This window comes from Serinicoccus sediminis (assembly GCF_004153545.1).
GTDB lineage: Bacteria > Actinomycetota > Actinomycetes > Actinomycetales > Dermatophilaceae > Ornithinicoccus > Ornithinicoccus sediminis_A.
Window position 1 is genome coordinate 17,792 of sequence record NZ_SDVA01000019.1, and the last position, 12,581, is coordinate 30,372.

A 12,581-nucleotide genomic window follows, 5' to 3' on the forward strand; every position below is an offset into this window, starting at 1 on the left:
GCCACGCTGGGCGGTATGACACGGACCCCAGCCACCCTGCTCGCCGCGCTCGCCACCGCCCTCGTGGTGGCCTCGTGCGGCACCACCGACGACACCGAGGAGCCCGCCACGCCGGCCGCGAGCGCCGAGGGGACGACCGCCGAGGACGACATGGACGACGGCATGACCTCCGAGGACGACATGGGCTCCGACGAGGACATGTCGGACGACGCGTCGTCCGACATGACGGGCATGGACGAGGAGGAGACCGGCGCCATGGCCGGGACGAGCGGCTATGTCGACTACGCGACGTATGCCGCGGACCCCGCCGCGTACGCCCACGACGGCGCACCGGTGGTGCTGTTCTTCCACGCCGACTGGTGCCCCGACTGCCGCGCCACCGACGAGAGCCTGACCACCGCGGGCCTGCCGGAGGGCCTCACCGTGGTCAAGGTGGACTTCGACGAGATGACCGACCTGCGGCAGGCCTACGGCGTCACCCAGCAGCACACCTTCGTCCAGGTCGACGCCGACGGCGAGGAGATCGCCACCTGGACGGGCGCCACCACGGGCGAGGACATCCTCGCCCGGACCCAGGGGTCCTGAGTGCTCGCGCTGCTCGGGGCGCTGGTCGCGGGCGTCCTCACGACGCTCGCGCCGTGCGTCCTGCCGCTGCTGCCGGTGATCGTCGGCGGCTCGCTCGTGGGGGACGGCTCCCGGGCGGCGCAGACCCGGCGCGCGGTGGTCGTGGCCGGGTCGCTGGGTCTGTCGGTGGCCGCCTTCACCCTGGTCCTCAAGGGCACGACCGCGCTCATCGGGGTGCCGCCCGGGGTGTGGCGCTGGCTCTCCGGCGGCATCCTGCTGGCCCTGGGCACGGTGATGGTGTTCCCGGCGCTGTGGGAGCAGGTCAGCGCCCGGCTCGGCCTCGCGGCGCGCAGCCACGCCGGCCTGCACGGCGCGCAGCGGCGCCAGGGGACGCTCGGCCAGGCGCTCACCGGGGCCGCGCTGGGCCCGGTCTTCTCCTCGTGCAGCCCGCTGTACGCCTACGTCGTCGTCACCGTCCTCCCGGCCGAGCTCGGCTACGGCCTGGTGCTGCTGGCCGCCTACTGCCTGGGGCTCAGCGCCACCCTGCTGGCCGTCGCGCTGGCCGGGCAGGGCCTGGTCCGGCGGCTGGGCTGGGCGGCCGACCCGCGCGGGTGGCTGCAGCGCAGCCTCGGCCTCGTCTTCGTCGCGGTCGGGATCGCCGTGGGTCTGGGCTGGGACCGCGTGCTGCAGGCCTGGATCCTCGAGCACTCCCCGGTCGCGCCGTGGGAGCTGGACTCCGGCTTCATCCCCGAGCGGTGAGGGTGGGGGCGGCGACGCTAGCGTGAACCCGGCCGACGGCATACCCGGTCCGTCGCCGAGACCCGGCCGAGGAGCACGTATGCCGCACCGCCCCACCCGCTGGGAGCTGGCCGGCGACGCCACGCGCGACTTCGGGGAACGCCTCGCCCGCCTCGTCGCCGAGGGGGCGGACGTCGACGGGGAGGCGCGGCTGGCCGACGTGCTGGTGCCGCGCGGCGCCCGCATCCTCGACGTGGGGTCCGGCATGGGTCGGGTGTCGGCGGCCCTGCAGGCACGGGGCCACCGGGTCACCGCCGTCGAGCCGGACCCGGCCCTGGTGGAGCAGTCGCGCCGCACCTATCCCGGGCTGGCGGTCACCCACGCCGACATCCTCGAGGCCGACCTGGAGCCGGGGTACGACCTCGTCGTGCTCGTCGGCAATGTCATGGCCTTCCTGGCGGAGGGCACCGAGCGGGAGGTGCTCGGCACCGTGCGCGGCCTGCTCGGTCCGGGCGGCCGGGTGCTGGTCGGCCTGCACCTGCGGGGCGGGCCGGAGACGGCGCGGCACTACCCGCCGGAGGAGCTCGTCGCCGACGCTGCCGCGTGCGGGCTGGCGGTCGACCTGCACGCCGGGTCCTACGAGCTGCACCCGGCCGGGCCGGACTACGCCGTCTGGGTGCTGTCGGTCGCCGACCCGGGGGCCGACGGGGGCTGAGCACGCGTCCTGTCCGGTCGGACCGTGCGTCCTGTGCGGTCGGACGGCGCGTCCTGTGCGGTCAGACGGCGCGTCCTGTGCGGTCGGACCGCGCGTCCGGTGCGGGGGTGTGGCGAGGGAGCGTGATGGTGACCCGGCAGCCGGGGCCGTGGTTCGCCAGGCCGATGGTGCCGCCGCTGCGCTCGACGAGGGCGCGGGCGATGGTGAGACCCACGCCGACCCCGGCCCCGGAGGAGCGCGCGACGCTGCCGCGCCATCCCGGCTCGAAGGCCTGCTCCAGGTCGTCCTCGTCGAGCCCGCCGCAGGCGTCCTCGACCTGGAGCACGACCTCCTCCGCCGCCTCCCGCGCCTCGACCCGGACGACGACCTCGCCCGCGACCGGCCCGTCGGCGTCATCCGGCCCGTCCGGGGCGTCGGAGCCCCGGCGGGCGGTCTCCCGGACGGCGTTGCTCACCACGTTGGCCACGACCCGGTCGAGCTCGCCGCCGACCGCACGGACCGGCGCCGGCGGTCCGTCACCGGCCAGCCGCAGCCGCACCTGCTGCTGCTCGGCGACCGGCTGCTGGCTGGCCACCACGCCGGCGGCCACGTCCGCGAGGTCCACCACCTCGCCCGGGTCGCCGGGCGCGGCGCTGCGCAGCCGGCTCAGCTCGAGCAGGTCGTCGACCATGACGGTCATCCGGTCGGCCTCGGCGCGGATGCGGCGGTGGTAGTCGTCGGGGTCGGCGATGATGCCGTCCTCGAGCGCCTCCGCCATCACCCTGATCGAGGACAGCGGGGTCCGCAGGTCGTGCGAGGCCCAGGTGATCATGTCCTGCCGGGAGCGGGCGAGCTCCAGCTGGCGCTGCTCGTCGGCGAGCCGCTGCTGGGCCTGCCGGTCCAGCCGGCGCACGCTGCGGAAGAGCAGCACCCCGATGGCCAGCGCCACCGGGGCCGCCGCGAGCAGCACGAGCGCGATGAGGGTCGAGTCGTGCTCGGAGAGGAACATCGCCCGCGCCGTCACGGCCACCCCCGCCGCGACGCTCGCCACGCCGACGACCGGCCCGAGCAGGGTCGCCGCCGCGGGCGAGCGTCGCGCGACGAGACGGGTGACCGCGGCGCCGGCCAGACCCACGGCACCGGCGGTGCCCGCGGCGAGGATGATCGCCTCCAGCTCAGGCCTCATCGGCAGACCCCTGCGCCCGGTCCCACCGGTAGCCCTGCCCCCACACCGTGGTGATCCGCGCCGGCCGCGACGGGTCGGCCTCGACCTTCTCGCGCAGCCGCCGGACGTGGACGGTCACCGTCGAGCGGTCCCCGACGTCCCACCCCCAGACCTCGCGCAGCAGCATGTCCCGGTCGAGGACGACCCCCGGGTGCGTCATGAGGTGCACGAGGAGGTCGAACTCCCTGCTGGTCAGCGCCAGCTCGCCGCCCGCCCGGGTGGCCCGGCGGGCGCCGCGGTCGACGACCAGGTCGCCGTCGCGCACGGTGCCGGAGGGCCCGGGGTCACCCGGCGAGGTGCCGGCCGCCCGCCGCAGCAGCCCCTGCACCCGCAGCACCAGCTCGCGGGCGCTGAACGGCTTGGTGACGTAGTCGTCCGCGCCCAGCTCCAGCCCGGCGATCCGGTCCTGCTCGGTGCTGCGGGCGGTGAGCATGAGGACGGGCACGTCGGGGTCGATCGCCCGGATGCGGCGCAGCACCTCGAACCCGTCGATCCCCGGCACCATGACGTCGAGCACGACCACGGCCGGTCGCACGTCGGGGAAGGCGCGCACCGCGACGAGACCGTCGGCGGCCTCGTGCGTGGGCAGCCCGGCGCGGTGCAGGTAGGCACAGACCACCTCCCGCACCGTCGACTCGTCCTCGACGACCAGCACCGTGCTCACCCGAGCAGGGTATGCCGCGCCTCCCCGCCGTGATCTTGCGAAAGGATGACGGTCCGGTCAGCGCTCGTCGCCGTGCCGGGCGTCGTGCACCAGCAGCGCGACCTGCACGCGGTTGGCGAGGCCGAGCTTGGCGAGGACGCTCGAGACGTGCGCCTTGACGGTCGGCACCGAGAGGAACAGCTCCCGGGAGACCTCGGCGTTGGAGCCACCGCGCGCGACGGCCTCGGCGACCTCCCGCTCGCGCGCGGTCAGGCGCTCCAGGGCCGCGCGGGCCCGCCCGGCCCGGTCCCGCCCGGCACGGTCGCGGTCGGCCCCTCCGCCGGCGCCCGACACCTCCCGCACGAGCAAGGCGGCGACCGACGGGGAGAGCGCGTGGTCGCCCGCGGCCACCTCGTGGACGGCCGCGACCAGCTGCTGCGGCGGCGTGTCCTTGAGCACGAACCCGCGGGCCCCGCCCCGCAGCGCCTGCAGCACGAGGTCGTCGGCGTCGAAGGTGGTGAGGACGAGCACCTGCGTGTCCGGATATGCCGCCAGCACCTCCCGCGTGGCGCTCACCCCGTCCATCCGGGCCATGCGTACGTCCATGACCAGGACGTCGGGCCGGTGCCGGCCGACGAGACCGACGGCCTCGTCCCCGTCCTCCCCCTCCGCGACGACGTCCACCCCGTCGGGCCCGCCCAGCAGCATCCGCAGCCCCGCGCGGACGAGGGGGTCGTCGTCGATCATCACCACCCGCGGGCGGCCCCGCCCTCCCGTCACCGTGTCTCCCACGGCAACCAGACTCGCACGACGAAGACCCCGGGCCCGCCGACCGCCTCGAAGGTGCCGCCGACGAGGGTGACGCGCTCCCGCATACCGGTCAGACCGCGCCCCGGGGCCCCGGGGTCCTCGGGCGCCGGCCGGGGGACGACGTTGCGGACCTCCAGGCTGAGACCGGCCGCCTCGTCCCCGGAGAGGTCCACCTCGACGGCGGCCCCCGGCGCGTGCTTGCGCGCGTTGGTCAGGGCCTCCTGGACGACCCGGTAGGCGTGACGGCCGACCCGGTCGGAGAGGGTGACGCTGCGGTCCCACAGGCCGGGGGTGGCGGTGAGGTCGACGGGGTGGCCGCCCGTCGTGACCTCCGCTGCCAGCGACGGCAGGTCCGTGAGGGTGGGCTGGGGCGCCGCGGTCCCGGTCGGCGCCTCGGGGTCGTCCTCACCCCGCAGGACCCCCAGCACGTCGCGCAGCTCCTGCAGGGCCTGGTGCGCGCCGTCCCGGACGATCTCGGCGCTCTGCACGCGCTCGGCGTCGGTCAGGTCGGGCCGGTGGGCGAGGGCACCGGCGTGCATCGCGACCAGCGAGAGCCGGTGACCCATGACGTCGTGCATCTCCCGGGCGATCCGGGCGCGCTCGGCCGTCCTCGCCTGGGCGACCCTCGCCGCCTGCTCGCGGTGCGCCGTCTCCGCCTGGCTCCGCCAGCTCTCCACGAGCTGACGGCGCCCCCCGATGTTCCACCCGATGAGGGACACGAGCGCGAAGAGCAGGACGCTGAGCCCCGCGATGAGACCGGCGTACCACGGCGACGGGATCTCGGACAGCGTCTCCATGCCGAGCTGACGTGCCACCACGAGCTCGTAGAAGATGCCCGCACCGATGTTGACGGCGCCGACCGCCAGCAGCGGTCGCCACCGTCGGCGGCTGGCCAGGGACAGCGCGGCGAGCAGCGAGGCCGGCACCGCCAGGGACGAGACGACGAGGGCCGCGCTGGTCAGCAGCGCGACGGCCACCGGGAAGCGCCGCCGCCAGAGCACCAGGACGACGGCCAGGTGGCCGACGAGCAGGTCCACCATGAGCAGCACGTCGACCCGGGCCGGGTAGCTGCCGGCCTCCTCTGAGCCGGCCGGCGTGGAGGTGAAGGTCGCGAGGAGGACGAGCAGCCCGACGACCCACACGACCAGCACCCGCCAGGCGTGCCCCCACCACCGCAGGGGCGGAGGGCCCGGGACCGGGCGGGAGGACGTCATACCGCAGCAGCGTAGGCGGGCCGGGGACGCACCGCCTCGGCCGTCGGTCGTGGTCGCCTCCGACTTTCGTCGGGGTCGGCCCTCGCGCAGGTCCGACCACGGGACGACCCACGACCGACTGCGGGCCGATGCGCCGGGCCCGGCCGTCGACGCAGGCTGGGGGCATGATCCAGATCGAGCACCTGACCAAGAGGTACGGCACGTTCACGGCCGTCGACGACATCTCCTTCACCGCCCGGCCGGGGCGGGTCACCGGCTTCCTCGGGCCCAACGGGGCGGGCAAGTCCACCGCCATGCGGATGATGACCGGGCTCACCCCGGCGACCTCCGGCACCGCGCACATCCTGGGCCGCCCCTACCGCGCCCTGCCGAACCCCACCCGGCACGTCGGCGTCATGCTCGACGCCAGCGCCCAGCACGCCGGGCGCACGGGCCGCGAGGTCCTCACCCTCGCCGCCATCCTCGTCGGTGCGGGACGCGGCCAGGTCGACGCGACGCTGGAGCGGGTCGGTCTCACCTCCCGCGAGGCCGAGCGCCGCGTCGGCAACTACAGCCTCGGTATGCGGCAGCGGCTCGGCCTGGGTGCGGCCCTGGTCGGCGACCCCCGGGTGCTCATCCTCGACGAGCCGGCCAACGGGCTGGACCCGGGCGGCATCCACTGGATGCGCGGCCTGCTGCGCGACTACGCCCGGGACGGCGGCACCGTGCTGCTCAGCTCGCACCTGCTCTCCGAGGTCGAGATCATCGCCGACGACCTCGTGCTCATCGGCCGCGGCCGGATCGTCGCGCAGGGGACCAAGCAGGAGATGCTCTCCGCGGCGGGTGTCGTCGTCGACGCCACCGACCGGGCGGCGCTGCGGGCGGCGGTCGAGCAGTCCGGCCTCGAGCACACCCCGCGCCCTGACGGCACGCTCGCCGTCGCCGCGCAGACCGCCGAGGTCGGCGAGCTGGCGCTGCGGCACGGCCTGGTCCTCACCAGCCTGGGCTCCTCCGGGGGTGGCCTGGAGGAGATGTTCCTGACGCTGACCTCCGACGACGCCCGGGAGGTGGCGGCGTGACCGGCCCGACGAGCCCCGCGCAGGCGACGACCCCCAGCCATCTCGACGACCAGGACGGCACCATGGACAGCACGACCCCGACCACGACCCACCCCGGCCGCAGGAGCGGTGCCGACGGAGGTCCCGGCGGCACGAGCGGTGCCGACGGAGGCCGCGACGACGCGTCGCGCGGCGGGCGGACGGCATACCGGGGGGACGGTGACGTCCTCGAGCTGACCGGCGGCGCGCTGCCGTTCGCACGCCTCCTGCGCACCGAGCTGCGCAAGACCGTGGACACCCGCGCCGGGCGGTGGCTGCTCGTCGTCATCGTCGCGCTGACCGCGCTGGCGATGGGCCTCGTCATGTGGTTCGGCCGCGAGAACGGCGCGACGTACTCCACGCTCCTGCTCACCGCGGTGCTGCCCCAGGGCGTGCTGCTGCCGGTGCTGGGGATCCTCACCGCCGCCTCGGAGTGGAGCCAGCGCACGGCGCTGGTGACCTTCACCCAGGAGCCGCGACGGCTGCGGGTCATGACCGCCAAGTCGCTGGCGGCGCTGCTGCTGGGCCTGGCGGTGGTCGCGGTGACCGTCGGCCTGGCCGTCCTGGCGCACCTCGCCTCGGCGGGCCTGGCCGGAGGCGAGGTGGACCTGAGCCTGCCCGGGCACGTCTACGGCGGCATCGTCGTGCTGCAGCTGGCCTACGTGCTCATGGGTGTCGCCTTCGGCGCGCTGTTCCTCAACGTGCCCCTGGCCATCGCCGCCTTCTTCGTGCTGCCCGTGCTGATGAACGTCGTCTCCATGACCGTGGGGTGGGTGCAGGAGCGGGCCGCCTGGATCGACCAGAACGTCGCCGCGCTGCCGCTCACGACGCTCGACGCGGCCCCGACCGGGGAGCAGTGGGCGCAGTTCGGCGCGACCTCGGTCTGGTGGGTGCTCCTCCCGCTGGCCCTCGGGCTGTGGCGGGTGGCGCGGCGCGAGGTGAAGTAGCCCGCCCCGCTGGGAGGCGTCGGCTCCGGCGGTCCGAGACACCAGGGGCCACACACGTCACATAGACCACACGATGCGGGGATGGTGCTGTCTGCACGGGCTATATCCCGGGCTGGCGCGCACATCCCCGCATCGTGGTGCTCGTGAGGCCAGAGGTGCGGCAGTGCCTCGGCGCGGCACCGGAGCGATCCCCAGTCGGTGGGCCAGCCGCGGTGGCGCGGCACCGCAGCGGAGCCCCGGCTCAGTCGGCGGGCCAGCCGCGGGGACGCCAGAGCGCGAGGGCGGTGCTGCTGGGGCGGCCCTGCGGCCGCTGGCCGGCCCGCACGGCGACGACCTCGCCCGCCAGATCGGCCGCGAAGACGCGCGAGCCCTGCACGGCCCGCTCGCGCAGCCGCTCGTTGTCCACCATGAGCTGGGCCACCCGGTCGCGCAGCGCCTCGACCTGCACCTCCAGCTCCATGATCCGCTGGATGCCGGCCAGGCTGACGCCCTCACCGGACAGCCGCTGGACCTCCCGCAGCCGGTCGACGTCACGCGAGGAGTAGCGACGGCCCCCGCCCCGGGTGCGCGACGGCGTGACCAGGCCGAGCCGGTCGTACTGCCGCAGCGTCTGGGCGTGCATCCCGGCCAGCTCGGCGGCGACCGAGATGACGTAGACGGGGGTGTCGCGGTCGACCACGGCTCAGCCCTGCGCCCGCCGGATCAGGTCGGCACGGGGGTCGCTGCCGCCCTCCTCGGCCCGCAGCGCCTCGACGGCCTGCCGGGCCTCGTCGGACAGCCGCTGCGGGACCATGACCTGCACCTTGGCGAGCAGGTCGCCGGTGCCCTTCTTCGTCTGGATGCCGCGGCCCTTGACCCGCAGCACCCGCCCCGACGGCGTGCCGGGCGCGACCTTGACCTTGACGGTGCTGCCGTCGAGGGTCGGCACCTGCACGGTCGCCCCCAGCGCCGCCTCCGAGAAGGTGACGGGCAGGTCGACGGTGAGGTGGTCGCCGTCGCGGCCGAAGACGGGGTGCGGGGTCACGGTGACCTTGAGGTACATGTCGCCGGCCTCGCCGCCCTGCATCGGCGCGGGCATGCCCTTGCCCTTGAGCCGGATCCGCTGGCCGTCCTTGACGCCGGCCGGGATCCGGGTGGTGATCCGCCCGCCGTCGGGCTTGGAGAGGGTGACGGTGTCGCCCACCGCCGCCGACCGGAAGTCGAGCGTGGTGGACGCCTCCACGTCCTGGCCCTTCGGCATACCTCCGCCGTAGCCGCGCCTGGAGAAGCCGCCGGGGAAGCCCTGGCCGGCGCCCGGGCGACCCTGGCCGCCGGGCTGGAAGCCACCCGGAAAGCCCTGGCCACGGCCACCGCCGCCGGCCCCCGGCTGGAAGCCCCCGGCGCCGCCGAACGCGCCGAGCAGGTCCTCCAGGTCGATACCGCCGGCGCCGCCGGTGCCGAAGCGGACGTTCTGCGCCCCGCCGGCACCGCCGAACATCTGGGCGAAGACGTCCTCGAAGCCGCCGCCGGCACCGCCCGGGCCGCCGGCGCCCGCGGTGAAGCGGGCGCCGCCGCCCATGGCGCGCACGGCGTCGTACTGCTGGCGCTGCTCGGGGTCGGACAGCACCGCGTAGGCCTCACCGATGTCCTTGAACCGCTGCTCGGCCGCCGCGTCACCCGGGTTGCTGTCCGGGTGGTGCTGACGCGCCAGCTTGCGGTAGGTCTTCTTCAGCTCCTTGGCGTCCACGTCCTTGCTGACGCCCAGGATCGCGTAGAAGTCCTTCTCGAACCAGTCCTGGTTCACCACCGGTGCTCACCTCCTCCTGCCGTGCTCATCGTCCTGCGGGTATGCCGTTCAGCCCGGGTCCGCGACCGCGACGCGCGCGGCACGCACGACCTGGTCGCCGACCTTGAAGCCGGGCTGCATGACCTGCACCACGGTCATCTCGGTCGTGCCCTCGGGCAGCTCCACCGGGGAGCGCTCCGCGGGCAGGTGCATGAGCGCCTCGTGCACGTTGGGGTCGAAGACGTCACCGACCGCACCGACCCGCTCGACCCCGAAGCGGCCCAGGGCCTGCTCCAGCTTGTCGGCGATCGCCGCGAACGGGCTGCCCTCGGTGATGTCGCCGTGCTCCCGGGCGGAGTGCACGTCGTCCAGCACCGGCAGCAGCGCCTCGACGACGGCGCCGGTGGCCCGGCCACGGTCGCCCTCCCGCTCCCGCTGGGTGCGGTTGCGGAAGTTGACGAACTCCGCCTGCATCCGGCGCATCTCCTCCAGCCGCTCGGCGGCCAGCCGGGTGTCCGGGTGGGGGTCGTCGGCGGCCTCCGGCACGCCGTCGGTCTCCGGCGTGGCCAGCGGGGTCTCGTCCTGCTCCTGCTCGACCGGCACCTGCCCGTCCGTGGTCTGGTCGTCCGTCGCCCGGCCGGTGTCGGCCTGCGGGTCGGTCTGCTCGCTCACAGCGTCTGCACCCTCCGTGCTCTGCCGCACCTTGCCCGTCTCGGGGTCGATGCGGCGCTTGTCCCGGATGACCGGGCCCGAGCCCGGGCGCTCCTCCTCGGGAGCGCCCGGGCCGTGGTCGCCCTGCGGCCGGTCGGTCACTTGGTGTCCTTGCCCTCGTCGTCGTCGACGACCTCGGCGTCCACCACGTCCTCGTCGGACGACTGGCCCTGCTGGTCGGCGTCGGCGCCACCGGCACCGCCCGGGAAGCCCTCGCCACCCGGGGCACCGGCACCGGCGCCCTCACCGGACTCGGCCTGCGCGGCATACATCGCCGACCCCATCTTCTGGCTCTCGGTGGAGAGGGTCTCCATCTTGGCCTTGATGTCGTCGAGGCTGGCGCCGCTGTCGGCCTTGAGGGCGTCCTTGAGGTCGGCGAGCGCGGTGTCCACCGGGCCGCGGGTGTCCGCGGGCACCTGCTCGCCGGAGTCGGACAGGAACTTCTCGGTCGAGTAGACGAGCTGCTCCGCGCTGTTGCGCGTCTCGGTCTCCTCGCGACGGGCCTTGTCCTCCTCGGCGTGCGCCTCGGCGTCCTTGATCATCCGCTCGATCTCGTCCTTCGGCAGCGCCGAGCCGCCGGAGATCGTCATCGACTGCTCCTTGCCAGTGCCGCGGTCCTTGGCGGACACGTGCACGATGCCGTTGGCGTCGATGTCGAAGGTGACCTCGATCTGCGGCACGCCACGGGGGGCCGGGGCGATGCCGGTCAGCTCGAAGTTGCCGAGCAGCTTGTTGTGCGCGGCGATCTCGCGCTCACCCTGGTAGACCTGAATGCCCACCGACGGCTGGTTGTCGCTGGCCGTGGTGAAGACCTCGCTGCGCTTGGTCGGGATCGCCGTGTTGCGCTCGATGAGCTTGGTCATGATCCCGCCCTGGGTCTCGATGCCCAGCGACAGCGGGGTGACATCGATGAGCAGCACGTCCTTGCGGTCGCCCTTGAGGACACCCGCCTGCAGGGCGGCGCCGACGGCGACGACCTCGTCCGGGTTGACGCCCTTGTTGGGCTCCTTGCCGCCGGTCATCTTCTTGACCGTGTCGACGACGGCCGGCATCCGGGTGGAGCCGCCGACGAGGACGACGTGGTCGATCTGGCCGACGTCGATGCCCGCGTCCTTGATGACCTGCTCGAAGGGCTGCTTGACCCGGTCGAGGAGGTCGGAGGTCATCTGCTCGAACTGCGCCCGGGTGAGGGTCTCGTCCAGGTGGATCGGCCCGTTCTCGCCCATGGAGAGGTACTGCAGGTTGATCGAGGTGCTGGAGCCGGAGCTCAGCTCCTTCTTGGCCTGCTCGGCGGCGTCCTTGAGCCGCTGCAGCGCGATCTTGTCGTTGCCCAGGTCCACCCCGGACTGGTTCTTCACCGTGGTGACCAGGTGGTCGATGATGCGCTGGTCCCAGTCGTCACCACCGAGCTTGTTGTCACCGTGGGTGGCCTTGACCTGAATGGTCGCGAAGCCGTCGTCGGCGTCCTTGCCCACCTCGAGCAGGGACACGTCGAAGGTGCCGCCACCGAGGTCGAAGACGAGGATGAGCTCGTCCTCCTTGCCCTTGTCGAGGCCGTAGGCGAGCGCCGCGGCGGTCGGCTCGTTGACGATGCGCAGCACGTTGAGGCCGGCGATCTCCCCGGCGTCCTTGGTGGCCTGACGCTCGGCGTCGTCGAAGTAGGCCGGCACGGTGATGACCGCGTCGGTGACGTCCTCGCCCAGGTAGGACTCGGCGTCCCGCTTGAGCTTCATCAGCGTGCGGGCGCTGATCTCCTGCGGGGTGTACTTCTTGTCGTCGATCGTGGTGCTCCAGTCGGTGCCCATGTGGCGCTTGACGGAGCGGACGGTCCGGTCGACGTTGGTGACGGCCTGGCGCTTGGCCACCTCACCGACGAGCACCTCACCGTTCTTGGCGAAGCTGACGACCGACGGGGTGGTGCGCCCACCCTCGGCGTTGGCGATGATCTCCGGCTCGCCACCGGTCAGCACGGCCACAGCCGAGTTGGTGGTGCCCAGGTCGATACCGACTGCACGTCCCATGAACTGCTCTCCTTGGTATGTCGTGGCGTTCGTTGCGCGCCGCGGTTGACACGTCTGCGCTCAACTCTGCGGAGCGGCCTGGCGTCTTGTCAAACCGAGGCTCAGTCAAGTTGAGTTCACCTGGCTCAACCCCGGTGCGGGCACGATCATTCCCGGCCGCCCGCGCAGGCCGC

General features: G+C 74.0%; 13 protein-coding genes. 5 read left to right on the plus strand and 8 right to left on the minus strand.

Annotation, left to right across the window (positions count from 1 at the left end; genetic code table 11):
• Positions 1–15 precede the first annotated feature (15 nt).
• The 3 genes from EUS26_RS14495 (at position 16) to EUS26_RS14505 (ending at position 2,017) form a co-directional block, all read left to right on the plus strand.
• Positions 16–585: a thioredoxin family protein gene (locus EUS26_RS14495; protein WP_130014542.1), complete on the plus strand. Its 570-nt coding sequence runs from the start codon at positions 16–18 to the stop codon at positions 583–585.
• Positions 586–1,323: a cytochrome c biogenesis CcdA family protein gene (locus EUS26_RS14500; RefSeq protein ID WP_130014543.1), complete on the plus strand. Its 738-nt coding sequence runs from the start codon at positions 586–588 to the stop codon at positions 1,321–1,323.
• A gap of 79 nt (positions 1,324–1,402) precedes the next feature.
• Positions 1,403–2,017 carry a class I SAM-dependent methyltransferase gene (locus EUS26_RS14505; RefSeq protein ID WP_130014544.1) on the plus strand — a complete coding sequence of 205 codons (615 nt, stop codon included), beginning with the start codon at positions 1,403–1,405 and terminating at the stop codon, positions 2,015–2,017.
• 61 nt (positions 2,018–2,078) lie between these two features.
• Here EUS26_RS14505 and EUS26_RS14510 read toward each other — a convergent pair whose 3' ends face one another.
• Genes EUS26_RS14510 through EUS26_RS14525 form a run of 4 tightly spaced genes read right to left on the minus strand, consistent with a single transcriptional unit; the run spans position 2,079 to position 5,888 of the window.
• Positions 2,079–3,182 carry a sensor histidine kinase gene (locus EUS26_RS14510; RefSeq protein ID WP_130014545.1) on the minus strand — a complete coding sequence of 368 codons (1,104 nt, stop codon included), beginning with the start codon at positions 3,180–3,182 and terminating at the stop codon, positions 2,079–2,081.
• The gene (locus EUS26_RS14515) at positions 3,172–3,885 is read right to left on the minus strand and encodes a response regulator transcription factor (protein WP_202865165.1); all 714 of its coding nucleotides are present in this window, start codon (positions 3,883–3,885) and stop codon (positions 3,172–3,174) included. The genes EUS26_RS14510 and EUS26_RS14515 overlap by 11 nt, the downstream gene beginning before the upstream one ends.
• Before the next feature lie 57 nt (positions 3,886–3,942).
• Positions 3,943–4,611 carry a response regulator transcription factor gene (locus EUS26_RS14520; protein WP_130014580.1) on the minus strand — a complete coding sequence of 223 codons (669 nt, stop codon included), beginning with the start codon at positions 4,609–4,611 and terminating at the stop codon, positions 3,943–3,945.
• 29 nt (positions 4,612–4,640) lie between these two features.
• Positions 4,641–5,888 carry a sensor histidine kinase gene (locus EUS26_RS14525; RefSeq protein ID WP_130014546.1) on the minus strand — a complete coding sequence of 416 codons (1,248 nt, stop codon included), beginning with the start codon at positions 5,886–5,888 and terminating at the stop codon, positions 4,641–4,643.
• A 164-nt stretch (positions 5,889–6,052) separates the two neighbouring features.
• Here EUS26_RS14525 and EUS26_RS14530 point away from each other — a divergent pair, with 164 nt between their 5' ends.
• Positions 6,053–6,946, plus strand: coding sequence for an ABC transporter ATP-binding protein (locus EUS26_RS14530; protein ID WP_130014547.1), 894 nt, complete (start codon positions 6,053–6,055; stop codon positions 6,944–6,946).
• On the plus strand, positions 6,943–7,911 hold the full coding sequence (locus tag EUS26_RS14535; protein ID WP_238149009.1) for an ABC transporter permease: 969 nt from the start codon (positions 6,943–6,945) through the stop codon (positions 7,909–7,911). Before EUS26_RS14530 ends, EUS26_RS14535 begins: the two co-directional genes overlap by 4 nt.
• Positions 7,912–8,152: 241 nt before the next feature.
• Here EUS26_RS14535 and EUS26_RS14540 read toward each other — a convergent pair whose 3' ends face one another.
• The 4 genes from EUS26_RS14540 to dnaK are packed head-to-tail and all read right to left on the minus strand — an operon-like array spanning position 8,153 to position 12,408.
• On the minus strand, positions 8,153–8,590 hold the full coding sequence (locus EUS26_RS14540) for a heat shock protein transcriptional repressor HspR (RefSeq protein ID WP_130014548.1): 438 nt from the start codon (positions 8,588–8,590) through the stop codon (positions 8,153–8,155).
• 3 nt (positions 8,591–8,593) lie between these two features.
• Positions 8,594–9,697: a DnaJ C-terminal domain-containing protein gene (locus EUS26_RS14545; protein WP_130014549.1), complete on the minus strand. Its 1,104-nt coding sequence runs from the start codon at positions 9,695–9,697 to the stop codon at positions 8,594–8,596.
• Positions 9,698–9,745: 48 nt separating this feature from the next.
• The gene (locus EUS26_RS14550) at positions 9,746–10,489 is read right to left on the minus strand and encodes a nucleotide exchange factor GrpE (RefSeq protein ID WP_130014550.1); all 744 of its coding nucleotides are present in this window, start codon (positions 10,487–10,489) and stop codon (positions 9,746–9,748) included.
• On the minus strand, positions 10,486–12,408 hold the full coding sequence (gene dnaK / locus EUS26_RS14555) for a molecular chaperone DnaK (RefSeq protein WP_130014551.1): 1,923 nt from the start codon (positions 12,406–12,408) through the stop codon (positions 10,486–10,488). The genes EUS26_RS14550 and dnaK overlap by 4 nt, the downstream gene beginning before the upstream one ends.
• Between the last annotated feature and the right edge of the window lie 173 nt (positions 12,409–12,581).

What these genes read in the sequence shown, in the direction of transcription:
- EUS26_RS14510 (WP_130014545.1), bottom strand. Translation starts at nt 3,182, where the DNA reads ATGAGGCCTGAGCTGGAGGCGATCATCCTCGCCGCGGGCACCGCCGGT.
- EUS26_RS14520 (WP_130014580.1), bottom strand. Translation starts at nt 4,611, where the DNA reads ATGATCGACGACGACCCCCTCGTCCGCGCGGGGCTGCGGATGCTGCTG.
- EUS26_RS14495 (WP_130014542.1), top strand. Translation starts at nt 16, where the DNA reads ATGACACGGACCCCAGCCACCCTGCTCGCCGCGCTCGCCACCGCCCTC.
- EUS26_RS14505 (WP_130014544.1), top strand. Translation starts at nt 1,403, where the DNA reads ATGCCGCACCGCCCCACCCGCTGGGAGCTGGCCGGCGACGCCACGCGC.
- EUS26_RS14530 (WP_130014547.1), top strand. Translation starts at nt 6,053, where the DNA reads ATGATCCAGATCGAGCACCTGACCAAGAGGTACGGCACGTTCACGGCC.
- dnaK (WP_130014551.1), bottom strand. Translation starts at nt 12,408, where the DNA reads ATGGGACGTGCAGTCGGTATCGACCTGGGCACCACCAACTCGGCTGTG.
- EUS26_RS14525 (WP_130014546.1), bottom strand. Translation starts at nt 5,888, where the DNA reads ATGACGTCCTCCCGCCCGGTCCCGGGCCCTCCGCCCCTGCGGTGGTGG.